15 protein-coding genes are annotated in these 25474 nt (G+C 41.1%); 9 read left to right on the forward strand and 6 right to left on the reverse strand.

Annotation, left to right across the window (positions count from 1 at the left end):
- From LPH68_RS21305 to LPH68_RS21320, 4 genes are all read left to right on the forward strand, one after another.
- Positions 1-285, forward strand: a 285-nt coding sequence (locus LPH68_RS21305) for a hypothetical protein (RefSeq protein ID WP_230297124.1), incomplete at its 5' end; no start/stop codon positions are given.
- Positions 286-412: 127 nt separating this feature from the next.
- Positions 413-1324, forward strand: a complete 912-nt coding sequence (locus LPH68_RS21310) for a DUF5655 domain-containing protein (protein ID WP_004306203.1) — start codon at positions 413-415, stop codon at positions 1322-1324.
- Positions 1325-1326: 2 nt separating this feature from the next.
- Complete coding sequence (locus LPH68_RS21315) at positions 1327-2712, forward strand: DUF262 domain-containing protein (protein WP_151923302.1); 1386 nt, start codon at positions 1327-1329, stop codon at positions 2710-2712.
- A complete protein-coding gene (locus LPH68_RS21320) occupies positions 2696-4471 on the forward strand; it encodes a DUF262 domain-containing protein (RefSeq protein WP_151923303.1) in 1776 nt (591 codons plus the stop codon). The genes LPH68_RS21315 and LPH68_RS21320 overlap by 17 nt, the downstream gene beginning before the upstream one ends.
- Before the next feature lie 166 nt (positions 4472-4637).
- Here the strand turns inward: LPH68_RS21320 and LPH68_RS21325 are convergent, their stop codons facing one another.
- Both LPH68_RS21325 and LPH68_RS21330 read right to left on the reverse strand, forming a co-directional pair.
- Positions 4638-6401: a helix-turn-helix domain-containing protein gene (locus tag LPH68_RS21325; RefSeq protein ID WP_151923304.1), complete on the reverse strand. Its 1764-nt coding sequence runs from the start codon at positions 6399-6401 to the stop codon at positions 4638-4640.
- A gap of 374 nt (positions 6402-6775) precedes the next feature.
- Entirely contained in the window at positions 6776-7393 is a 618-nt protein-coding gene (locus tag LPH68_RS21330; RefSeq protein ID WP_004308227.1) for a DNA polymerase ligase N-terminal domain-containing protein, read from the reverse strand.
- 221 nt (positions 7394-7614) lie between these two features.
- On the opposite strand from LPH68_RS21330, the gene LPH68_RS21335 reads away from it, so the two are divergent.
- The 5 genes from LPH68_RS21335 (at position 7615) to LPH68_RS21355 (ending at position 17777) form a co-directional block, all read left to right on the forward strand.
- Positions 7615-10083 (forward strand): glycoside hydrolase N-terminal domain-containing protein, encoded by a 2469-nt coding sequence (locus LPH68_RS21335; RefSeq protein ID WP_015531194.1) that lies wholly within the window; start codon positions 7615-7617, stop codon positions 10081-10083.
- Positions 10084-10096: 13 nt separating this feature from the next.
- Complete coding sequence (locus LPH68_RS21340; protein WP_022199601.1) at positions 10097-11299, forward strand: glycoside hydrolase family 105 protein; 1203 nt, start codon at positions 10097-10099, stop codon at positions 11297-11299.
- Positions 11300-11319: 20 nt separating this feature from the next.
- Complete coding sequence (locus LPH68_RS21345; RefSeq protein ID WP_151923306.1) at positions 11320-12786, forward strand: glycoside hydrolase family 140 protein; 1467 nt, start codon at positions 11320-11322, stop codon at positions 12784-12786.
- A 129-nt stretch (positions 12787-12915) separates the two neighbouring features.
- Positions 12916-16776 carry a family 78 glycoside hydrolase catalytic domain gene (locus LPH68_RS21350; protein ID WP_151923307.1) on the forward strand — a complete coding sequence of 1287 codons (3861 nt, stop codon included), beginning with the start codon at positions 12916-12918 and terminating at the stop codon, positions 16774-16776.
- 113 nt (positions 16777-16889) lie between these two features.
- A complete protein-coding gene (locus LPH68_RS21355; protein ID WP_015531198.1) occupies positions 16890-17777 on the forward strand; it encodes an SDR family NAD(P)-dependent oxidoreductase in 888 nt (295 codons plus the stop codon).
- A gap of 79 nt (positions 17778-17856) precedes the next feature.
- Here the strand turns inward: LPH68_RS21355 and LPH68_RS21360 are convergent, their stop codons facing one another.
- The 4 genes from LPH68_RS21360 to LPH68_RS21375 all read right to left on the reverse strand — a co-directional run bounded on the left by LPH68_RS21360 (position 17857) and on the right by LPH68_RS21375 (position 25297).
- Positions 17857-18648, reverse strand: a complete 792-nt coding sequence (locus LPH68_RS21360; protein WP_004306221.1) for a patatin-like phospholipase family protein — start codon at positions 18646-18648, stop codon at positions 17857-17859.
- A 201-nt stretch (positions 18649-18849) separates the two neighbouring features.
- Complete coding sequence (locus LPH68_RS21365; RefSeq protein WP_087323576.1) at positions 18850-20814, reverse strand: DUF3826 domain-containing protein; 1965 nt, start codon at positions 20812-20814, stop codon at positions 18850-18852.
- A 96-nt stretch (positions 20815-20910) separates the two neighbouring features.
- Positions 20911-22263, reverse strand: a complete 1353-nt coding sequence (locus LPH68_RS21370; protein WP_151923308.1) for a glycoside hydrolase family 28 protein — start codon at positions 22261-22263, stop codon at positions 20911-20913.
- Positions 22264-22462: 199 nt separating this feature from the next.
- A complete protein-coding gene (locus LPH68_RS21375) occupies positions 22463-25297 on the reverse strand; it encodes a glycoside hydrolase family 78 protein (protein ID WP_192923088.1) in 2835 nt (944 codons plus the stop codon).
- Positions 25298-25474: the final 177 nt, after the last annotated feature.

Below are 25474 nucleotides of genomic sequence, written 5' to 3' on the forward strand. Positions count from 1 at the left end.
TTAGGCGTAAAAGCACATTCTAAGGGGCGACTAAATAATAATCTTTCTATCTCTAAAAAGAAAAGAGAATTAATAGAGACGTTATTAAATAAATATGAAACACTACTAAACAAACAGGTTGATAAATATCAAAAAATGATTGACGAACAGAGTAAATGTCAATATTATTGTCGTTTCGCAAATAACAAATTTCTATGTTACACACATAGATGCTTATATTTTTTTACAAAGAAGTGGAATAGTATAAAAGTTTTCGTAGAACATTATAAATGGCGGCGGGGCTAGTGGGAAAAGAAAGTTTAATAAGAGTATTTCAAAAATAAAAAAAATGGTGAAGGAGAATTCGGGGAAATAAATAGTAATATCAAAAGAATCCTTACCTTTACGGCAATAAACGATTCAAAATAAAATTATGGCACTTTACAAATATAATACTTCAGGCGTCTTTTCTGAAATAAAGGAAAAGCCTTTTAAATTGGAAAGAGATATTCAACGCATGTTTGAAACCAATATGTCCGAAATCATGGGACTTGAAATGATAAAGTCCGAATTTACGATCAAAGACCGCCGTATTGATACGCTTGCCTTTGATCCTCAATCGAAGGCTTTTGTTATCATTGAATATAAGAGGGAAAGAAACTCCAGTGTCATAGATCAAGGGTTTACTTACCTAAGCCTAATGCTGCAAAATCAGGCTGATTTTATTCTGGAATATAATGAAACACAAGCTAGGAACTTGAAACGGAATGATGTGGACTGGTCGCAGACAAAAGTCGTTTTTGTTTCACAAGGATTCACGCCTAACCAACGAGAGGCTGTCAATTTCAAAGATTTATCCATTGAGTTATGGGAAGTGAAGCGCTATGAGAATGATAGTGTATCCATCACTCCTATTCGCAAAAGTCACGCATCGGCAAGCATTAAAACAGTGATGCAAAATAGTCCGGAATTTAAAGAAGTGACAGAGAAGATTAAAGAATATTCCGAGGAAAATTTGTTAAAAGGAAAATCTGACGATGTTGTAGAATTATACGAGAGTTATAAGAATGCAATTCTTAATTTGAATACAGAAATTGAAGTTAAACCACAAAAGTGGTATATTTCATTCAAAAAGGCCAACAGCCATATTTGTGCACTTGAAATCCAGAAAAATGGAATAAAGCTTACTATAAATGTAGCTAAAGGACATTTAGAAGATAGTAAGCAATTAACAAGGGATATTTCAACTGTCGGACATTTTGGCAATGGAGATTATGAACTCAAGATCTCGGATACTAAATATTTAGAATATATCATGAGCCTTGTGAAGCAAGCGATTAAATAAATATGGCTAATTATTGTAACACAAAAGATTGTATTGATAAATTCAATCTTCACAAAAAGAATGAGATTTCCAGCCCATATACACGGGAATTAGAGTTTAAAGAACTTACCAATTCTCAAGAAAAGGTCGTTTTGGAAACCAAAAATTTGCAAGATTTATTTTCTTCCAATTTGGTTATTCCCGATTATCAGCGAACCTATTGCTGGGAAGATAAAAATGTTACAGACCTTTGGGATAATTTACTTGAAATGCCTCACAACAGTGACTATCATTTAGGTTCTATCATCTTACAAAGAAGAACTGTGAATGATTGCACTCTTTACAACATAATTGATGGACAACAACGCCTTGTCACTTTAACGCTTATTATGCGCGAATTAGGATATACAGGGCAGATGCCTTTGCTTAAACAAAAATTCATATCAAAAGATGCGCGTCTCCATGTAGCCAATAACAAAGCACTGATTAGAATTCTCAATCAGAGGAATACAGACATAGCCATGTTGGAACGTCTGTCCCATCATTTGATTTTCTCTGTACTTATTCTTAATGACAGCAATCTTGATCTGGCATATACATTCTTCTCAAATCAGAATTCAAAGGGTGTATCGCTTTCAGACTATGATTTGCTAAAAGCGCACCATCTACGCTATCTAAACATTGAGGATCAGGCAGAACACCTTGCTATGCGGTGGAATGATCTCTCATTAGAATATGACAACAATGGAGATTCTTATCTTACCCATACTTTGGGAGTACATCTTTTCAGATTAAGAAAATGGATGCGGAAGCATAATGTGGAGGAATTTCAGCCACGCAAGGTAAAGGAAGAGTTTTCGGCTGCCCGCATTATGTCCAGTATCCCTGCTTTTGGAGAGAAATTCTATTTCTATGAGAAAATCCAAGGTGGTTCGCATTTCTTCGCATACACTTCTATTTTTGTAGATAAATACAAGGAGTTTATCCATGCCAGGCAAATACAGCTACTAAGGAATCATCTTCAATGGGAGTCTCATTGGAAATATGCCGATATTATAGAAAGCCTCATGTTCGGTTATTTTATAAAATTCGGGCATCAATATTTATCTGAAGCATTGTTCTGTATTGCTGGAATCATGGCGCAGCATAGATATAGTACCACACGCGCTATCTTTTATAAGATTCGTGAATTCGCAAAAGATTCAGAAATTATAATGATGATAGATCAGGCATCTTCGCCTACATTTTTTCTTGCCGAGGCCATTCCTTATATCAGGATTAGTGGATTGGAGCAAGAAGGTGACATCAAAGAGCGATTCTATAGGTGTTTAAGACGTATCTTCTGTGAGCTAAATGATTTTTCGGATAAAACAATAATCAAAAAGAAAAACAATGAATATGGAGAATAAATATACGCCGGAACTTATTGCTACAAGCCAGTTTAAGTTTTCGATCCCGCTTTACCAACGTTTATTTGCGTGGAAAAAGAAAGAGGTTACCAAACTTCTTTTTGATCTTAAGGAGCATTTTGCAAAGATGCCTGCCGATGAGCCATATTATCTCGGTATGCTTACTTGTATTGATATGAAAAATCATTATGACTTAATTGACGGTCAGCAACGATTTACTGTCATGACTCTTTTTGCCATCATTTTTAAGGAATATGATGATAAATGGTCCTGTTTCTTAATGGATGGTAATCGCCTTAATTTTATAGCGAGAAGCGATGATAAGGCATATATAAAGAGCAAGACCAATGGTTATCCGACTAAAACGTATGTCAATAAGAATATGGAAGAGGGACTCGCCGCTATAACTGGTTTCTTAGAATCCTATTTTAATACTCAGGAGGAACGGATTGAGTTTGTGCAACAGGTTTTCACACGATTGACATTTTTCTTTTCTTACTTGCCATCAAGCTATCTTGCAGATACCACTTCGCTGAATAAATATTTTGAAGCAATGAATGCACAAGGAAAAGGACTAGAACAGCATGAGATTCTTAAAGTGCAACTGATGCGGGGAGAAAAAGAACAGGATTACTTGACGCATATTTGGAATCTGACCTCCATGATGGATCATCCTATCATTGCGAAGGAAGAAGACCAGGACGAGGCTTGTTACCGTCAATTTTATGAAGAAGCTATAAGTCTCTGCCGTCAGAAACGGTTTCATGAAGCTTTAGAAAAGTGCAGATATACGTCTCTCGATGACGAGGAGGAGTATTCTATAGATGTGATTCAACCTGAAAAAATAGAATTTAAGCAGAATAGCTATGAAGATGGTGAAAACAGTATTATATCATTTCCGGAGTTTCTTCTTTTGGTACTTGATGTATGTACTGGCGGTGAGCAACCAGCCAGTCATTATCAGCCGGATAAACTGATAGAGAAGTTTGATGCTCTGAAAACGTACTTCACTGCAGGGGAATTTTACGAGAAAATGCTTTATTACCGGCTACTGCTTGATTATTATACGATTAGAAGAGATATCAAGGATGGGCAAGGTAATTACAGTTTAATCCTGAAAGGTCCAAAGGATGATAGTGATAAATTAAAGCAATACCAATCGATGCTTTACGTTTCAACGGAGGCTTTCTACAATTGGCTCAAACCTTATTTGAGAAAATTAGAGCAAGATGAACTCCACTCCTGTGCAGAGATGCTCGCATTCCTTAAAAAAGAAGATAATGAACGTCACAGCATATTACCTGCCAGAAAAGATCTTTCATATAAAGCATCCGGTAACATTAGGTACTGGTTTTGGCGTTTAGACTATTACCTTTGGGAACAACGCAGCACTTTCTTCAATGAAGAAGAACAGAAGATTGTAGAGCACTATGTGTTTCGGAGAAATCGTTCTATTGAACATCTGCATCCTCAAGACGAATCACACAATGAAGAATGGGAGGAAGAAGCTGTACATTCATTTGGCAATCTTGCCATGATTTCTCAAAGTTTCAATTCACAACAAAGTAATGACCATATACAAATAAAGTTTGCCCGAATCCATGAGCAAATCAGCAACAAATCACTGCAAAGCATTAAGATGTTTTTAATGTGTAAACTCGCTGACTTTAACTATCAAAATTGGACAATGAAATTGGCTAAAGAACACGAAAATGAAATGATTGAATTTTTAGAACGGTCTTTCTATATATCAGATTGAATCGTATATTGTTATATAACACATTATTTTAGTCTAAGTTCAAATACTTGATAGGTTTCCTTTAATTAGCAAAGCTATATGTTCTTCTCTATCTAATATTTACAATGAATATAGTACATATTTTAGTTTATATCATTTAAACTGAAAATATGTACTATATATTCTTTTACCCTATAATACTTTTAATGTAATCCGTAGGACATACATGATAAAAGTCTTTGAACTTCTTTCCAAAATATTTAGCATCACAATATCCCAGCATTCCTGCAATTTCCGAAACAGTGTACTGTTGGGAGGCTAGCAGTTTAAGTGCCCTGTCCATTTTGAACGAATAGATATAATTTTCCGGAGGATTCCCGGTTATCTCTCGTATCCTGCTATAAAAAGCAGTACGGCTCATTCCTATATCGATACTTAATTTATCTATTGTATATTTATCAGTAGAGAGGTTCTTTTCCAGGATTTTATTGACTTTATCCATAAATATCTGATCCGTATTTTCTGTTTCCATTTCTTCTTTGGTGGGGACCATTGGAAAAACAGCATCCGACAAAAACAATTTGACCCGTTCACGCAAAACCATGCGGTTTTCTACAAGCATACGTATGTTTGCCCTTAGCCTGCAAATGCTTTCTGTTCGTAATTCCAGACGATCCGCCCCACTTCCTAAATGAGACAAATAACTTTCGTTATCAAAGGCCCTTATCAAAAGAACAACCGGTATATACCCTATCATTTTATCTGTTTTGATCCGGAAACTAAGTGCATCTCCATTTGTTCCGTTTACATTATCGTCAATAATGATAGCATCAGGATTTTGGCGGACTACTGTATCCTTCAGCAAATCAGGATCTTTCAAAACTGAAATCTGAAAATACCGCGATAAAGCTTTCCTTAAATAATTCCTGAATGCCCCGTCCGCCATTACCAATAAGATATGGGATGTATCTTTTGTTTTAGCATTCGGGGTATCATCTTTATCACTTTCAGAAGATTTTTTAGCCTTATTCTTCGTATTTGTTGAAGAATGTTTGATAGCCGAACATTCCTGATTCCGGCAATGACAATCTGTTGGAATGACAATTTGGAAAGCAAATGATTTGCCATGTCTATATCCGTTTATTTTTCCACCATGCAGGCGAATGATTTTTCTTACAGTCCACAAATCACTATACCCATATATGGGAAATATGACCGGAATAAAAGGAAACATTTTCCCTACTCTTTTGTCTGCTATCTCACAATTAGTAATCTGCAACTGCCAGGAATCTATTGTATGTGTTATATTGATTGATATGCAACAGCCTAAATCGGAAGCCAAAATTAGTTTGCTTATAAGATGTTGAAGCGCTGCCGTCATTATGTCCTCATTGATCCTGCAACTGACGCAATCCGAACATTCGCTGACAGTCAGTTGTATACGGCGCGAATCAGCATAGGGACGACATTGATTAACAATAGAAGTAATATAAGAAGAGAGTTCCAAATTTACTGTTGATGTCTTAGGAAGTATTTTTTTGTTTACCTTATTGAGCCTTACAATATTCTGATTACAATATATAATGCATTCGGTATATCCCAATGCCTCTTCTACCTGTTGGGAAAGCGATTCGGGAAGATTACCGGTTTTAAGTTCTTCCAATTGATTTCGTAATAGTATCAACGGGGTATGCGTAGTATGGAGCATGTTCATAGCTATCTTAAGTTTTTCATGTGACAACAACTGGACATTATACTCTACCGTAAGATACGCAAACAAAACAAGAAATAGCCCAATGCCGAAACTCTCTACGGGAACTGCATAACCAAGCAATGATAAATCAGGCAAAATTACGCCAATAGCTTGTTTACTGTTTACTAAATTGGCTCCACTATCTATAGAAAGTAAAGCGCGAAAGTTTAATAATAAACTCAGGTAACAATTATTCATACTTATATAGGATTTGATTAATACTTACATTTTCAGCAAAACACGTTTAATGACCTTTTAACGTTTCTAAATCCGGCACAAGTATAAACTTTTCAACGTCCACATATGAGGTGGATTCTAACAAAAGCAATGGGTGTTTTCTATCAAAAGTGGTAACAATATCGTTTGTTACCGAAATATCAAGGGATAGATTCTAAAATCATCATTTTATTTGGTAAAACATAGCAATTGTAAAATATTTTATCGCAAAACAATACAATCACACGAGCATATAGTTCCACTTAATCATTAGAATAATGAAATAAGTAGAATTATAAAGCCGCGTATATAATTTGAAAATAATAGACTTCTGATAAGTACTGTCAGATCATAGTTTACAGGAATACCTCATCATAAGACGGAATAATCTTTGCATCGTAAACGTGAGTGGCCGCAAATACATCGTCTTTCTTTATCAACAGCCAGTCTTTATCCTGATCATCCATATTGGTATGTATAAGGACAAATAGCCCTTTGAGTTTATGCCCGTGTAACTTGAATTCAAGTATTCCATTTTTAATAGCAGCGGAAATGTTACGATTATTACCAACGTAAGCATAGGTTCCACTATCCCATATTTCCACCGTACCTGCTCCATAGTTACCTTCCGGTATAACTCCTTCAAAGTGCGCATAACTCAAGGGGTGGTCTTCTACTTCTATGGCCAACCTCTTATCTTTTGGATTCATGGAAGGTCCTTTAGGCACCACCCAACTTTTTAATACTCCATCCACTTCCAAACGAAAATCGAAATGAAAATGACTGGCATCATGCTTCTGAACAACAAAAACAGGCATTCGATTGGGAGTTTCCACCGTATCCGCCATCGGTTCCGGTGTTTTACCGAATTGCCTTTTTGCCCGGTACTCTTTGAGGTTAATCATAGAGGCTTCAACCGCCTGCTTTTCTACCATTTTGATGTTTTTTCCTTCATCGGGAGAATTCTTTGCCATAATCTGTATTTTTTAGGTGAATAAAAAAACGAATGATTCAATGTGACAACAATCAGTATATCTGTTTGTTTGTCGAAATTCATCTATTTTAATGGCTTTAGAACTGCATTTAAGTTTGCTAACTTATTTTTAGTCTTCTCCCTTTCTTACTGCCTGCATAGTGGGTACAAAAATCCCTTTCAATCGTCCTTTTATAAAAGTATAAAAGCAATTGGAAGGAAATGAATAAAAAGAGATTAATCGGATATCTGTTCGTCACGATGTCTGTTGGTTGTATTCAGGCGCAGGAACAGAAGTCTTCTGTACCCGAATACAAGCTATGGTACGACTGTCCCGCACAGGTATGGACCGAGGCATTACCCCTTGGGAATGGTCGTTTGGGGGCCATGGTATATGGAACACCAGGCACAGAACAAATACAACTAAACGAAGAAAGCATTTGGGCGGGACGTCCCAATAATAACGCCAATCCGGATGCACTGGAATATATTCCGAAAGTGCGTGAGCTGGTCTTTGCCGGAAAATATCTTGAAGCACAGACACTGGCCACAGAGAAGGTGATGGCAAAGACTAATTCAGGAATGCCATACCAAAGTTTTGGTGACCTGCGAATCGCTTTTCCAGGTCATACACGTTATTCCAATTATTACAGGGAATTAAGTCTGGATTCCGCACGTGCAATCGTACGTTATGAAGTAGACGGAGTGCAGTATCAACGCGAAACGATTACTTCATTTACCGATCAGGTAGTAATGGTACGACTGACCGCCAATCGTCCCGGACAAATTACTTTCAATGCACAACTCACTTCCCCTCACCAGGATGTTATGATCGCTTCTGAAGAGGGAAACTGTGTGACACTCTCGGGAGTCTCTTCCTTGCATGAAGGATTGAAAGGAAAAGTAGAATTTCAAGGCAGATTGACTGCTAAAAATAAAGGTGGGAAAATAGCTTGTGCCGATGGAATACTTTCTGTTGAGAAAGCCGACGAAGCGGTTATCTATGTATCCATTGCAACTAATTTCAACAACTATCAAGACATCACCGGTAATCAGACAGAGCGGGCAAAGAATTATTTGGCGAAAGCAATGGTTCATCCGTTCATTGAATCGAAGAAGAATCATGTTGATTTTTACCGACAATATCTGACACGCGTTTCTCTTGATTTGGGACGAGACCAATATGCGAATGTAACCACCGATAAGCGTGTGGAGAATTTCAAAAACACCAATGACACACATCTGGTTGCCACCTATTTTCAATTCGGACGTTATTTGTTGATCTGTTCTTCCCAACCGGGAGGACAACCCGCCAATTTACAAGGAATTTGGAATGACAAATTATTCCCTTCCTGGGATAGCAAATATACTTGTAACATCAATTTGGAAATGAATTACTGGCCTTCGGAAGTAACGAATCTAAGTGAACTGAATGAACCGTTATTCCGTCTGATAAAAGAAGTGAGTGACACAGGTAAAGAGACGGCTAAGATTATGTATGGAGCCAACGGATGGGTGTTGCATCATAACACGGATATATGGCGTATTACAGGAGCAGTTGACAAAGCTCCTTCGGGTATGTGGCCCAGTGGTGGCGCATGGCTTTGCCGACATCTTTGGGAGCGTTATCTATACACCGGAGATGTGGAATTCCTGCGTTCTGTCTATCCGATACTGAAAGAGTCCGGACGTTTCTTTGATGAAATTATGGTGAAAGAACCCGTACACAACTGGCTGGTAGTCTGCCCCAGTAATTCACCGGAGAATGTACATTCGGGAAGTAACGGGAAAGCTACTACAGCTGCCGGATGCACCATGGACAACCAATTGATTTTCGATCTTTGGACAGCAATTATATCTGCTTCTCAAATACTGGATACAGATCAGGAGTTTGCCTCTCATCTGACACAACGTCTCAAAGAAATGGCTCCCATGCAGGTGGGACATTGGGGGCAATTACAAGAGTGGATGTTCGACTGGGATGATCCGAAGGACGTACACCGTCACATTTCTCATTTGTACGGACTCTTCCCCAGCAATCAGATTTCCCCTTACCGTACTCCTGAACTATTTGATGCAGCACGTACTTCTCTGATTCATCGTGGCGACCCGTCGACCGGGTGGAGCATGGGATGGAAAGTTTGCCTTTGGGCACGCCTGCTTGATGGCGACCACGCCTACAAGCTGATAACTGACCAGCTGACTCTCGTACGCAATGAAAAGAAAAAAGGAGGCACCTACCCTAACCTGTTCGATGCGCACCCACCATTTCAGATTGATGGAAACTTTGGTTGTGCCGCGGGTATTGCAGAGATGTTGATGCAAAGTTACGATGGTTTTATATATTTGCTTCCTGCGCTGCCTACCGTTTGGACAGAAGGTTCTATCAAAGGAATTATTGCCCGTGGAGGTTTCGAACTTGATTTGAGTTGGAAAAACGGGAGAGTCAGCCGGCTGGTTGTCAAATCTCATAAGGGAGGAAATTGTCGTCTACGTTCGCTCAATCCATTAACCGGGAATGGCTTGAAGCGTGCCAAAGGTGAAAATCCGAACCCTCTTTATGCAGTCCCCACCATTCCGGAGCCATTGATTAACGAAAAGGCCAACTTGAACAAAGTGGAAATTGCAGAGACATACCTCTATGACCTACCTACCAAAGCAGGAAAAGAATATGTATTGATTGGAAAATAATAACTCGACCGATATGAACAAAAACTTATTGAAACTGATTGTCGCCTGTGGAACTGCTTGTTTCCTAGCTTGCGCAGCACCTCAAAAAACAGAAACGGAAAAATGGAGTGAACGCATGGCACGCTCCGAAATGAAACGTTTCCCCGAACCCTGGATGATTGAAAAAGCTAAAAAACCACGCTGGGGATATACCCACGGATTAGTAGTGAAATCCATGTTGGAAGAATGGAAACATACCGGGGACAGCGTATATTATGAGTATGCCAAGATATATGCAGATAGTCTGATCGATGCTGACGGACATATCAAAACCATGAAATATCTTTCATTCAATATTGATAATGTCAACGGTGGAAAGATTCTTTTCGATCTTTACGCACAGACTGGAGACGAACGCTACAAAATAGCCATGGATACTTTGCGCAAGCAAATGGCAGAGCAACCCCGTACCAGTGAGGGAGGATTCTGGCATAAATTGAGATATCCTCATCAAATGTGGCTGGACGGAATTTTTATGGCTTCTCCTTATCTGGTTCAATATGGGGCTACTTTTAATGAACCCGCTTTATTTGACGAAGCAACAAAACAGATTCTTCTAATAAATAGCAAGACTTATGATCCTGCAACAGGGCTTTATTATCACGGATGGGATGAAAGTCGCGAACAGAAATGGTCAAATCCTGAAACAGGTTGCTCTCCTAATTTTTGGAGTCGCAGCATCGGATGGTATGGAGCTGCTATTGTAGATGTACTGGACTTTCTGCCACAGGAAACAGCCGGACGCGACAGCATTATACAAATTCTGCAGGGATTGGCAAAAGCGATTGTGAAATACCAAGATCCTTCATCCGGAACCTGGTATCAGGTAACCGATCAGGGAGCACGTGAAGGTAATTATTTGGAATCATCTGCCACTGCCCTGTTTATCTATACGCTTGCCAAAGCTATCAATAAAGGATATATTGGCAACGAATATATCGAACCGACACAAAAAGCCTTTGACGGAATGGTAAAGACATTTACCCGTTTGGAAGAGGATGGCAGCTATACAATTACCAATTGCTGTGCTGTTGCAGGATTGGGCGGAGATTCAAAAAGATATCGTGACGGCTCATTTGAGTATTATATCAGTGAACCGATTATAGAAAATGATCCGAAATCGGTAGGTTCATTCATCTTGGCTGCTATTGAGTATGAGAAAATGACTAAAAAATAAACTAAAAACGATAAAATACAATGAGAAAATTCAAGATTATTCCCCTTTTGTTGCTGCTATTGACAATGGCAACTTCGGCTGCAGCACAGAAGAAAACACAAAAGACGTATATCCCCTGGGACAACGGCAAACTCGTAGTTTCCGAAGAGGGACGTTACCTGAAACACGAAAACGGTGCTCCTTTCTTTTGGTTAGGAGAAACCGGTTGGCTATTGCCCGAACGCTTGAACCGGGATGAAGCCGAATATTACCTGGAACAATGCAAACGTCGCGGATACAACGTGATTCAGGTTCAAACGTTGAACAATGTTCCGTCTATGAATATCTACGGACAATATTCGATGATTGACGGATACAACTTCAAAAACATCAATCAAAAAGGCGTATACGGTTATTGGGATCACATGGACTACATCATCCGTACAGCAGCAAAAAAGGGACAATATATCGGCATGGTCTGCATTTGGGGAAGCCCGGTGAACCGGGGCGAGATGACTGTAGAACAGGCAAAAGCATACGGCAAGTTTTTGGCAGAGCGTTATAAGGACGAACCGAATATTATCTGGTTTATCGGTGGAGATATCCGTGGCGACGTGAAAACTGCTGAATGGGAAGCTTTGGCAACCTCTATCAAAGCTATCGACAAAAATCACCTGATGACATTCCATCCACGTGGAAGAACAACTTCCGCAACTTGGTTCAATAACGCTCCCTGGTTGGATTTCAACATGTTTCAAAGCGGACATCGTCGCTACGGACAACGTTTCGGAGATGGTGACTACCCTATCGAAGAAAATACGGAAGAAGATAACTGGCGTTTTGTAGAACGCAGCCTGGCCATGAAACCCATGAAGCCTGTGATTGACGGTGAACCGATCTATGAAGAAATACCTCATGGTCTGCACGATGAAAACGAACTGTTGTGGAAGGATTATGACGTACGTCGTTATGCTTATTGGTCTGTATTTGCAGGGTCTTTCGGACATACTTACGGTCATAATTCCATCATGCAATTTATCAAACCGGGTGTAGGTGGTGCTTATGGTGCAAAGAAGCCTTGGTATGATGCTTTGAATGATCCGGGCTACAATCAGATGAAGTATCTGAAAAACCTGATGTTGACTTTCCCGTTCTTCGAACGCATACCTGATCAGTCTATCATCGCAGGACAGAATGGAGAACGTTATGACCGCGCTATCGCTACACGTGGAAATGATTATCTGATGGTATACAACTATACCGGACGTCCGATGGAAGTTGATTTCAGCAAGATTAGCGGCGCGAAAAAGAATGCTTGGTGGTACACCACGAAAGATGGTAAACTGGAATACATCGGAGAATTTGATAACGGAGTGCACAAATTCCAACACGACAGTGGTTATTGCAGTGGAAACGATCATATTCTGATTGTAGTGGATAGTAGTAAGAACTATGTAGAGAAGGCCTGGACAGAATTACCAAATGCACAACAAAAATGGGCTAAATAATTTTGTATTATTAGGCACAGATTACACGGATTTCACGGCTTTCAGAATGACAGATAATTAAAACAACAGCGTTAATCCGTGCAATCCGTGCTTAAATTTATTATATAAACGAATTATGAGAACATACTTATGAATAAAAGAATAGTATCATTTTTCTTTCTTCTGCTCTTTGCAGGTTCACTATACGCAGCCATAGGTATAACTGACCTGCGAACGGAGCAGTTGAAAAATCCGGCAGGTATCGATGTGCGCCAACCCCGATTGAGTTGGCGCATCGAATCGGATGAACAGAATGTGATACAAACTGCGTATCACATTCTTGTCGCATCTTCCCCGGAGCTATTGGAACAAGGAAAAGGAGATATTTGGGATTCAGGAAAGATTGAATCTGACGCTTCCCAATGGATCACTTATCAGGGAAAAACATTAAAATGTAATGCCTCCTACTATTGGAAAGTAAAAATAGACACCAACAAAGGCGCAACGAATTGGAGTGCTCCGGCTTTCTGGACCACCGGACTATTTAATGAAGCAGATTGGCAAGGGCAATGGATCGGCTTGGACAAGGCCGCTCCCGGAGACAGCGAAACACAATGGAGCCGTTTGGCAGCCCGTTATCTCCGTAAAGAGTTTGCAGTAAAGAAAAGTGTGAAACGTGCCACAGTACATATCGCCGGAATGGGATTGTACGAGTTGTTTATCAACGGACAACGCATCGGCAATCAAGTACTGGCACCTGCTCCTACCGACTACCGGAAAACAATTCTGTACAACACATACGATGTTACTTCACTGCTTCAAACAGAAAATGCTATTGGAGTAACTCTTGGAAATGGTCGCTTCTATACGATGCGTCAGAACTATAAACCGTATAAGATACCGACTTTCGGTTATCCTAAGCTTCGGTTGAATCTGATTGTTGAATATGCAGACGGCAGCAAAGAAACAATTGCTACAAACACTTCATGGAAATTAACTACTGAAGGTCCTATCCGTAGCAACAATGAATATGACGGCGAAGAATACGATGCCCGTAAAGAGTTAGGAGACTGGACTCAAACCGGATATGATGACAAAAACTGGATGCCGGCCCAACGTGTCAGTATTCCTTCAGGAACATTGCGCGCACAAATGATGCCGGGCATGAAAGTTACAGAAACCCTGAAGCCCGTTTCTATTAAAAAGCTTGGTAACAAATATATCCTGGATATCGGTCAGAATATGGCGGGCTGGGTACGTTTCCGGATAAAAGGACAGGCTGGCGATAGCATCCGTCTCCGTTTTGCAGAAAGTCTGCAAGACAATGGCGAACTTTATACAAGAAACTTCAGGGATGCCCGTTCTACAGATGTATATGTTGTCAGCGGACGCGAAACAAAAGATGCTACCTGGGCACCTCGTTTTATTTATCATGGATTCCGTTATGTAGAAGTCAGCGGTTATCCGAATGCGAAGGCAGAAGATTTCGTTGCCGAAGTAGTAGAAGATGAAATGGAGCATATCGGTACTTTCAACTGTTCTGACGAAACTCTGAATAAGATTATCCGTAATGCATTTTGGGGAATCCGGAGCAACTATAAAGGGATGCCGGTTGACTGTCCGCAACGGAATGAACGCCAACCATGGTTGGGTGACCGTACCATGGGCTGTTGGGGAGAAAGCATGCTTTTCGATAATTACGCCATGTATACCAAATGGACGCGTGACATCCGTGAAGCACAACGGGAAGACGGCTGTATTCCTGATGTAGCCCCAGCATACTGGAACTACTACTCGGACAATGTGACTTGGCCTGCCGCTTTACCAATGGCCTGCGACATGCTTTTCACAAACTTTGGAGATAAACGTCCGATCGAAGAGAATTATCCGGCTATCAAGAAGTGGGTATCTCATATCCGTGAATACTACATGACAGAGGATCTTATCATCACCAAAGATAAATATGGTGACTGGTGCGTTCCACCCGAATCACTGGAGTTAATTCATAGCAAGGACCCTTCCCGCAAGACTGACGGAGCTCTGATCGCAACCGCTTATTATCTGAAAGTATTACAACTGATGCACCGCTTTGCAAGCCTGCAAGGGCTGAAAGCTGACGCAGAAGAATGGGAAGATTTGGAACATCGCATGAAAGACGCATTCAATGCCCGTTTTCTTCACGTAAAGGAAGGTACCTCTCCCGTACCGGGACATACCTTATATCCGGATAGTATTTTCTATGGTAACAACACAGTTACTGCCAATATCTTGCCACTTGCTTTTGGTCTAGTGCCAAAGAACTATATCAATGAAGTAGCTAAAAATGCCGTAACTTCCATTATTACAACCAACAAGGGACATATAAGTACCGGAGTGATCGGCGTACAATGGTTATTGCGTGAATTGAGCCGTCGCGGCCATGCCAATGTAGCTTATCTACTGGCTACCAATAAAACATATCCTTCCTGGGGATATATGGTTGAAAAAGGTGCTACCACTATTTGGGAGTTATGGAACGGTGATACGGCAAATCCTGAAATGAATAGCGGTAATCACGTGATGCTTTTAGGTGATTTATTACCGTGGTGCTTCAATAACTTGGCAGGTATCCGTGCGGACCGCTGGAAGTCCGGTTACAAGCATATCGTCTTCCAGCCGGCTTTTGAAATTCAGGAGTTGAGTAACGTGGATGCATCGTACATAAGTATCTACGGAAAAATAACCAGCCGATGGACAAAGACTCCCACACATTTGGAATGGGATATCGAACTTCCCGCCAATACGACGGGGGAAGTACATCTTCCGGATGGACGGAAAGAAAAAATCGGATCAGGAAAATATCATTTCAGTGTAGACATTCCCACCCGGAATACGGCTATTCTGACTGATGAATTTCTGTACGAAAACGCTTCTTTCCCCGAATGTCACGGAGCTACGATAGTAGAGCTGAAAAATGGTGATCTCGTAGCCTCTTTCTTCGGAGGAACCAAAGAGCGCAATCCGGATTGTTGCATCTGGGTATGTCGTAAACCTAAAGGCTCTAAAGAATGGACCGCCCCCAAACTTGCTGCCGACGGTGTGTTTTCACTCAAAGACTCACAAGCAGTATTAGCTGGAATCGATTCAACCTGTACCCCGGTGAAAGATGCAAAAGGAACACTTATTGCCCGCAGAAAAGCTTGCTGGAACCCAGTTCTTTTCCAGATTCCCGGAGGTGACCTGATTCTGTTTTATAAAATAGGTTTGAAAGTGAGCGACTGGACAGGATGGCTTGTCCGTTCACGCGACGGAGGAAAAACCTGGAGCAAACGCGAAGCGCTTCCGAAAGGTTTTCTTGGACCTATTAAGAATAAACCGGAATATATCAATGGGCGTATCATCTGCCCTTCCAGTACGGAAGGAAGTAACGGATGGCGTGTCCATTTCGAGATTTCCGATGATAAAGGCAAGACCTGGAAGATGGTCGGACCACTGGATGCCGAGTTATCTGTCCCCACCCAAAATCGTAAAAAGGGAGGTGTGAATGTGGATGACCAGGAAGGCGGAGAAGCGATCGAAGGAGAAGGAGCCAAACCTGTTTATGCAATACAACCCAGTATTTTGAAGCATAAGGATGGAAGATTACAGATACTCTGTCGTACACGTAACGCACAGGTAGCAACTGCGTGGAGCAGTGATAATGGTGACACATGGAGTAAAGTTACGTTGCTGGATGTCCCGAATAATAATTCCGGTACGGATGCCGTGACAATGAAAGACGGTAGACATATCCTTATCTACAATAATTTCTCTACATTGCCCGGAACTCCGAAAGGTCCGCGTACTCCGCTCTGTGTGGCCGTTTCAGAAGATGGTATCAATTGGCAGCCTGTTCTTACATTAGAAGATAGTCCGATCAGCCAATACTCTTACCCTAGCATTATTCAGGGGAAAGACGGGAAGCTGCATGCCATTTATACATGGCGCCGTCAACGAATTAAATATGCAGAGATAGATCCGACGAAGTTTTAAATATTGAACGATCATCTGAATGAAATCGACCGCTCCTTTGCCCGCAAAAGAGCGGTCGATTCTTGTATTTATCCATTTTATACTTTACATTTGCCAATAAATAAAAAATAACGATGGCAGATAATTACATAGAAAGACAACAGGAACAATACGAAGCCCGAAAAGCTGCTTGGAAACAAGCACAAAAATATGGTAAGAAGAAACTAACAGCAGTACGTCCGGCTGAATCGAAGTCTCACACTTCAACGGTTTCAAAACCGGAGGATTCAAAAAGAAGAGTATTTATAACAGGCGGAGCGGAAGGAATAGGCAAAGCAATAGTAGAAGCTTTTTGCCTAGCTGGAAATCAAGTTGCCTTTTGTGATATAAACGAAACATCGGGACAGGAGACTGCGAAGGCAACCGGGGCTATGTTCCATAAGGTCGACGTAAGTGATAAAAACGCACTTGAAAGTTGTATGCAAACCATTCTTGCCGAATGGAACGATATTGATATTATTGTCAACAACGTCGGTATCAGCAAATTTTCTTCTATCACAGAAACAAGTGTAGAGGATTTCGACAAAATTCTTTCTATTAACCTGCGTCCTGTATTCATCACTTCCCGGCTGCTTGCCATCCATCGTAAAAAGCAGCCCTCTCCCAACCCATACGGCCGAATTATAAATATCTGCTCTACACGTTATCTGATGAGTGAACCGGGAAGTGAAGGGTATGCAGCATCGAAAGGTGGTATCTATTCTTTGACTCATGCATTGGCTTTGTCTTTATCCGAATGGAATATCACCGTAAATTCCATTGCTCCGGGATGGATACAGACTCATGATTATGATCAACTCCAACCGGAAGACCATTCACAGCATCCTTCCCGGCGAGTAGGCAAACCGGAAGATATTGCCCGCATGTGCCTGTTTCTCTGCGAGGAAAACAATGATTTCATCAATGGAGAAAACATCACGATTGACGGGGGAATGACGAAAAAGATGATTTATATTGAATAAAAATCTATCACTTTAATGAATACTATCGTATTTGTTAAGGTCTTTTGGGCACGATAACAAATACGATAGTATCCACTATTTATTGCATTAATATTCTTCGAGCAACTTCCACTCCAGTTTTCACTATCGAAGCAGCATGATGGAACTCCAACATATCATACGTATCGCCGGAAATTTGAATTAAGATATCCGGCTGACAACGTTCTATCTGATAACGGGTGATTTGCTGCATCATCATCCTGGAAGATTCTGTCAACAGATTATAAGGAGATACTTTCTTTTTCTTTCCGGTATCAATGGGTGCATTCACATCGACAGCTATCAGAATGTCTCCTTCAGTGCGTTGCACATGACTCAATGGAAGAGGATTCAGAATACCTCCATCAATCAATACCATACCGTCTTTTCTTAATGGGCGGAAAAGCATAGGGATAGAAATAGACGCACGGATAGCTTCATGTAAGCTCCCTCTGTCAAACCTGACTTCCTGATCGCGGACAATATCCGTAGCCATCGCTACATAAGGGACAGGCAGGTCTTCAATATTCATGTCCGGAATAATTTGTTTCAGTTCTTTAATAAAACGGTCACCTTTCACTAATCCATCCCGGCTTAAGGTAAGATCCGCCAATTCCCACATCTTGCGTTTGTCCCAACTATACAGCCATTCTTTACATTCTTCCATTTTTCCTGAAGCATACATTGCTCCCACCATTGCTCCCATGGAACTTCCTGCAATGGAAGTAATCTCAAAGTTGTGACGAAGTAATTCTTCAATTACTCCTATATGTGCTATTCCACGTGCTCCACCCATGGAAAGGACTAATGCTACTTTTTGCTTATCCATATCATATACATTTCTGTTAGCCATCTACAAAATAACACATTTTCTGCGAAAAAGATGTTTAGTAATCGTGAAGAAATAAATTATAGCAGTGTTTTAGGGGAACTAAAGCATAGCTTTAGATATGATAAAGCTATACTTTGTCAGTTGCAAAGCATAGCTCTATTATATTCTTCTATTATCCCGGAGATTTTCCGGTTATGTAGGAGGTTAAGGGTTTACCCTCATTTATTTCTTTCCTTGAGCCTTCTTTTCTGCGTTTCGCTTATTCACGTAATCTTTGAACATCTGCCGCCAGTTGCGACCATGCTCATTGAAATACTGTTCGCATTTGGTTTTATAAATTTCGAAGATAGCAGAAATCTGCTTCATATTCTTGTAGTCAATAGCCTGTTCGCGAGCCAGTTTCAACTGTTCCAGAACAAAAGTCGTTTCCTCCTCCGTCATATTGGGCACGATGGCCTGATAACCTTTCAAGGTAAAAGCAACTTTACCTACCGTGTATTTATCCAGGATTTGTTCAATCTGTTCTTCCGTCAATACTCTGTGTAAATCTTTCATTAGCCTTTCATGCACTTCTTTCGGCATAGCAGAATCTGCAATCATTTCACGGTCGAGCTTGGAAAGCGGTTTGCCTGTCAGAGGATTGATACCCTCGGGGATTGTTGTATAAGGGTGCTCATTGTGCCAGTCACGCACTTTACGAAGATGATTATAAATGGCAGTTACTGCAAAACCTGCTTTTTTATCATCGTTCAACTCTAAAGAAGCTACCCAGTCGATGGCTTTCTTTTCGAGAGAAGCATCTGATTTTAAATTAGCAAAAGCCTTCTTGTCAAAATAAGCAGCTACCTTGTCAAAAGAACGGATGGCGCCTTCAGGAAGCAAAGCTCCTTTTTCACCAAAACTATACATAGCGGATTCCGGTTCAATGGTGACCTTGCTTTCATCCAACATCTTTTTATCCAATTTGAATACTTCTGCGAAGAAGTCATAAACAGCATTCCGCTTATTCGGGCCAAAGTCATGTTTCTCTTTGGGAAGATGTACATTCGTTACTTTATCTTTTGCCTGGTAGAATCCGTAAATTCGTTGCAGATAAGGAAATTCAAGAGTAGGAACACTGGCCGTCCAGTCGCCGCCATCCGATACGATCAGTTGTGGACGAGGAGCAAAAGTAGCGGCTAATTCCGCATTACAGGTTCCTCCTGCAGATAGTTGAATAGGCATTCCGCTTTCGCAGGGACAACCACCGTCGAAGTGAGAAGCCAGGCTCACCACCGGAGCTGAAGCGGTGAAACGATCATCTAATACGCTCAACAATACAGTATGGGTACCTCCACCCGAACCGCCATTCGTACCGATACGGCTGGTATCAATGTCCTTACGGGAAGCAAGCATGTAGTCAAGAATCAGTAAGCCGTTCATTGCCTGAATAGTGTGCGCCGCACTACTACGGTGTGCCGCACTGCCCACTTGCAAAGCCGACTCTCCCCATCCGAACAAATCATAGTCTACACAAACAGCTCCCATACGTGCTAAAGTTCCCATACGTTGTTGTTGGTCTTCCCGATAACGTCCGCCACCAAAATGTCCGTTAGGGCAGATTATCAACGCATGTTTTCCTTTCGATTGGGGCGTATAGATAGAACCGCAAACGTATAACCCGGGAAGTGTTTCAAGCGCGAAATTCTGCACGGTATAGCCATCAAACTTACGTATCTTTGAAAGAATAGGTTTGGATTTGACACATTGAGCCAACAAAGGATCGATACCTAAACGCTGACGTACCTCTTTTTTCAGAGAATCGGCACGAAGTTGAAAAGACTGTCGGTCTGTATAGAGTGTATTCAGATAAGCCAGCATCTTCTCTCCGTCTGCATCTGTACGACGTGGATACTCGTATGCTTTCAGCTTATACATATTTCCTTTCTGCTTAACAAATTTATAATCGAAAGGTGCCAATACATTCGTCAAGGATTCTTCCACGGAATAAGGACGAATACGGAAATCGGCATAAGGCAGCACTTTTCCCACCGTATCAATGTCATATTTCAAACGGACTCCGAAACGGTTCTGTATATCCGTCAGTACTTCATTCAAGGGACGGGCAAATTCTGTCTCGTATGTTTGCGTCTGGGCTTCGGCCGAAAGAGATGCGGCAAGAAGCATAGTAAAAAGGATTCGTTTCATTTATTTTTAATTTATGTAAGTTGTTTTTTCACCACAGATTACACAGATTTTCACAGATTTATTATTCTTATAATTTAGTCGAATTAAAAATCTGTGTTAATCTGTAGTATTTGTGGTGCTTTTAATTACTTCACCATTGACGATTACGTCATCCATCGTGATACGTTCACAATTTTCGAAGATACATTTCTGTTTCCCTTCTTGAATGTGAATATCACGCAAAACGATGTCAGATATCGGCGCTTCTTCCAAGCCCACTATTTTGATCGGAGTCTTTACGTTTGTCACAGTCATTCCGCTGATATGTACGTTACGGAATATCGGAGTGCGTTCACTCTTAGGTTCGACAGGCATTTTACTGTATTTCAAATTCAATACGACAGCTTCCTGTTTAATGTTGCTCATTACGACGTTGCTGACACGAATATCTTCAACGACTCCTCCCCTTCCACGGGTCGACTTAATACGGATTCCACGATCTGTTCCGTCAAACACGCAATTAGAAATAGTAACTTTACGCACACTCCCACTCATCTCGCTGCCGATAACAACGCCTCCGTGACCGGAAAGCATGGTGCAGTTGGTGATAGTGATATTCTCGCAAGGTACTCCCAAACGACGGGCCTGCGCATCTCTTCCCGACTTGATTGTGATGCAATCGTCTCCTACTGATATATGGCAGTCGCTGATATGTACGTTGCGGCAGGATTCCGGATTCACTCCGTCCGTATTTGGTGAGGGCGCATTATCTATGGTGATCCCCTTTATAGTTACATTGTCGCAAAACTCCGGATTGACCGTCCAGAAGGGAGAATTTATGATTTTCACTCCTTCAATCTTTACTTTCTTACAACGAACGGGCTGAATGAACGGAGGACGGAAAAAGCGACGTTGCAATGTATTTACATAATCCTTGTTCGTTTCAGCATAAATTGCTGTCGTATCATTTGCTGCATCCCACATGGACTGATATTTATTCACATCACGCATGCCATTGTCTTTCAAATCAATCATGACACGAAAGAACTCCATCCACCATTTCTTTCCTTGTCCGTCCAAAGTTCCTTCTCCTTTGATCGTAATATTCTCGGCATCTACCGCATAAATCAAAGGCTGGAAACTTTTCATCATCACTCCTTCATGACGAACCTCGACAAAAGGAAGATAGTCATCAAAGTTATCGGAAAAGAGCAAGGTAGCTCCGGCTTCCAACTCCAGTGTAATATTACTTTTCAGATGGATACTCCCCGTCAGATAAGTCCCGGCAGGAAAGAAAAGAGTACCTCCGCCGCCACGGTTCAGACGGTCAATCGTTGAATTGATTAGTTTTGTATTAAGAGTCTTGCCATTTGCTTTTGCACCGGCCTTCAGCATATCTACACGCTCTGCACGAAGAACTGTGGTTGCACAGAAGCAAAGAAAGACGATAAGAGTTGTTTGTAAATTCATAATCGATATTATTAAAGTATATTTCATCGTTTCCTTCTAAAAAATCATGTTAAGAGAATCTTTTTTTCTTCCCAATGTTTGAAAACAATCATTGAGGTGTTTTTTTCAAACATGCTACATGATTAAAATAAAGATGCTGCATGATTTTTTATATGAATACATTGTTTTTCATTCTACAAATATATATAAAATGTCTCTTTCATTTTGCACAAACCAATTGATATGTTCCGCTCTGTATTTCTTTCGGTTCTTTTTCGCCCGGGAGATAAACAACAGCGGTAGTATTCACCGGAACAGACACGTTTAAAGTGAAAGTCCCATTCTCACAAGTCCAGTCCACATTAATAGTACCGTATAAAGTTTCATACGACGCTTTGACATATTTCAAATCTCCCACAGGTTGGGGAGCGATGATGAACTTCTGATAACCTTGTTTTGGAGTGGTAGAAGGACGAATACCGACCAGTGAATTAAAGAACCATTCATCAATCTGTCCCATCATAAAGTGATTCCAGGAAGAACCTTGACGGGGGTCCCATTGCTCGGTCAAAGTTGTAGCGCCGAATTTTAACTGGAAACCATATCCGGGAGCTTCTTCATGATTGAACATTTTATAAATAAGTTCATGTTCTCCATTACGCGCCAATGTCTGAATCAGATAACGGTTTCCCACATCACCGGTAGTCAAACGGTTGCCATGTGCTTCCACATCTTTTATCAGATTCGCGAATACTTTCTCATTCAAATCTGCATCCGGTCGGTAGTTATCTTGTTCATCTGCATCCTGCGTCATTTGGAGGAACAGCGGAAGCGCATTACTGCATTGGCTTCCTGTACCATATTGTGCCGTATCTTTATGAAGAAAACATTTATTAAATGCAACCATTATCTCCTGTGCCAACGAAGTGTAATAACGAATGTCAAAGTCATTACCCACCATTTTCGCGGCTTGTACCAAATACATGACTGTCATGTAATAATGCGCAGTAGCCACCAAAGGAACGGGTGTATTCCGTGAGAATCCCGCACGAAAATCTCCGTAATCATACCAGTCTCCCAATCCGAAAGAAAGAATACCTGTATCTGCACGAGTCTTGAGATAATCCACGTAACGACGCATATTCGGATAATATTTCTTAATCAATGAATCGTCTCCATAAGTCTCATAGTACATAAAAGGGAAAATAACCAAAGACCCACCCCACTCCGGAGATTCGGCAAAAGCATCCATACCCGGACCTTCAAAAATCACGTATTCCGGAGCAGTTGTCGGCATGGCTCCGTTGGAATGTTGTGCATCTGCCATATTCTGCATAATCTGCGGAGCGTATGCTGTCAAATCATAGTTATACAACAAACCCGGACCATTCAGATGTACCTGTTCCAGCCACCCAAGTTTCTCACGATGCGGACAATCCGTAAACACAGACTGCATATTGCTGCGAACCGCTTTCTCGATCAATCGATGGGCAGCATTAAATATCCGGTTGGATGATTCGAAAGTGGAAACTTTCTTGGCTGAATTATATACGAAACAGGATTGAATATTCTTTAATACAGGCAATTTCTGCGGATTCTTCTGTCCTTTTAAGACAGCACCCTCTACCTGAATATATCTAAAACCATAATAAGAGAAACGAGGGTGCCAGGTTTCATCGCCTTCCCCTTTCAGAGTGTATTCGTAATAGTGTTGACGCCCTGTCTGACGCTGATTGCAAGCACCTTCCTCTGTCAATGCTTCGGCTACAATCAAAGTCACTTTCTGACCACGTTTGCCACGTACTGTTATTTCCGGAAAGCCAGCCAGATTCTGTCCCATATCCAACACAAAAGCAGAAGGATCGACTGTTCTCTTAGTTGATACAGAAGCTGATGCAACTTGGTCCGCATTTAGTTTGGTTACCTTTTGAATATCATACCGTTCCATGATTTTCACCGGAGCCGCCATCTGTGGACGAAGTATTCCTTTAGGAGCTTCCTGTATGACTACCGGACGCCAGTGACTGTCATCAAAGCCAATCTGATTCCATCCTTTCTGTTCACGACGCGCATCATAATCTTCTCCTCCATATATGCAATTGAAGGTTACCGGACTAAAATCATATTTCCAATTATTATCGGAATGAACCGTCGTACATGTTCCATCTTCGTAGTTAATAACCAGCTCAAATAAAAGTGTGGGAGGACCAAAGCTGATCTGTAATTTGCGATAACGCCCCCCCTGCACATTATAGAATCCATTCCCCAATAAGATTCCTACGACATTTTCACCACGCCGCAATTGTTCCGTCACATTGTATGTGTTATAGTAAACAGTTTTATCATAATCACTCCACAATGGAGCAAACTCACTGTTACCTACCTTTTTGCCATTCAAAGAAAACTCATAGAATCCCAGACCACAAACGTATGCCGTTGCCTCCACTATTTTCTTACCCGGTTTACGGTTTGCACCCCCTTCTTTCGCATCTCCTACCTGGAATGTTCTTCTCAAACAAATACTTTTCTTTGCCAAAGTGTCCACTGCTTCCCAAGCAGCTTTCACTTCCGGTTTCTTCAACTCTCCACCGTGGAACTTACGCCCTTCCGGTAAATGAGCATTTTGTCGGGTAATAGCTCCAATCCACTGCCCCGAAGATAATCTTTCGGGTACTGCCCGGAATTTCGCTTCACTGCTCCACTCGGAAGGTGTATCTGTTTCATCCCAAACACGAACGCGCCAACTATAATTAAATGAGTTATCAGGACGTATATCTGCCCCCTTTGTAGAAACTAACTGGCTCTGCGAAGAATAAACCTTCCCACTATTCCAAACAGAACGCCCTGTAAAAGCTTCCCGAATATCAATCTCATAGGCAGATTGTCGTGTCCCATTTTCCGGCGATTCCATCACCCAGCCCAAACGGGGTGAACCTTCGACCACTACCAGTCCCTCCTGCATCTCACAGGTAAGACGACTGATGGTTATATTCTTTGCCTGTACAAAACAAGACAAACAAATTAGCAATGAAAGAAGAATCTTTTTGAATTTCATTTTTCAAGTATCTTTTATTTGTTCGATAAATGAGAATTTATCGGTTAAATGGGAATTTTGCAGTTAGGCTGAAAGCCTTACAATTATATATTTATTGGGGTGCCCTGAAAGGGCTTAATTATATAGCGTAGGGCAACACCCTACGAAAAAAACACACCAGCCACAAGCCCTGAAAGG

The organism is Bacteroides sp. 1_1_30, from assembly GCF_020982715.1.
Taxonomy (GTDB): domain Bacteria; phylum Bacteroidota; class Bacteroidia; order Bacteroidales; family Bacteroidaceae; genus Bacteroides; species Bacteroides xylanisolvens.

What these genes read in the sequence shown, in the direction of transcription:
- LPH68_RS21310 (WP_004306203.1), top strand. Translation starts at nt 413, where the DNA reads ATGGCACTTTACAAATATAATACTTCAGGCGTCTTTTCTGAAATAAAG.
- LPH68_RS21315 (WP_151923302.1), top strand. Translation starts at nt 1,327, where the DNA reads ATGGCTAATTATTGTAACACAAAAGATTGTATTGATAAATTCAATCTT.
- LPH68_RS21320 (WP_151923303.1), top strand. Translation starts at nt 2,696, where the DNA reads ATGAATATGGAGAATAAATATACGCCGGAACTTATTGCTACAAGCCAG.
- LPH68_RS21325 (WP_151923304.1), bottom strand. Translation starts at nt 6,401, where the DNA reads ATGAATAATTGTTACCTGAGTTTATTATTAAACTTTCGCGCTTTACTT.
- LPH68_RS21330 (WP_004308227.1), bottom strand. Translation starts at nt 7,393, where the DNA reads ATGGCAAAGAATTCTCCCGATGAAGGAAAAAACATCAAAATGGTAGAA.
- LPH68_RS21335 (WP_015531194.1), top strand. Translation starts at nt 7,615, where the DNA reads ATGAATAAAAAGAGATTAATCGGATATCTGTTCGTCACGATGTCTGTT.
- LPH68_RS21340 (WP_022199601.1), top strand. Translation starts at nt 10,097, where the DNA reads ATGAACAAAAACTTATTGAAACTGATTGTCGCCTGTGGAACTGCTTGT.
- LPH68_RS21345 (WP_151923306.1), top strand. Translation starts at nt 11,320, where the DNA reads ATGAGAAAATTCAAGATTATTCCCCTTTTGTTGCTGCTATTGACAATG.
- LPH68_RS21350 (WP_151923307.1), top strand. Translation starts at nt 12,916, where the DNA reads ATGAATAAAAGAATAGTATCATTTTTCTTTCTTCTGCTCTTTGCAGGT.
- LPH68_RS21355 (WP_015531198.1), top strand. Translation starts at nt 16,890, where the DNA reads ATGGCAGATAATTACATAGAAAGACAACAGGAACAATACGAAGCCCGA.
- LPH68_RS21360 (WP_004306221.1), bottom strand. Translation starts at nt 18,648, where the DNA reads ATGGCTAACAGAAATGTATATGATATGGATAAGCAAAAAGTAGCATTA.
- LPH68_RS21365 (WP_087323576.1), bottom strand. Translation starts at nt 20,814, where the DNA reads ATGAAACGAATCCTTTTTACTATGCTTCTTGCCGCATCTCTTTCGGCC.
- LPH68_RS21370 (WP_151923308.1), bottom strand. Translation starts at nt 22,263, where the DNA reads ATGAATTTACAAACAACTCTTATCGTCTTTCTTTGCTTCTGTGCAACC.
- LPH68_RS21375 (WP_192923088.1), bottom strand. Translation starts at nt 25,297, where the DNA reads ATGAAATTCAAAAAGATTCTTCTTTCATTGCTAATTTGTTTGTCTTGT.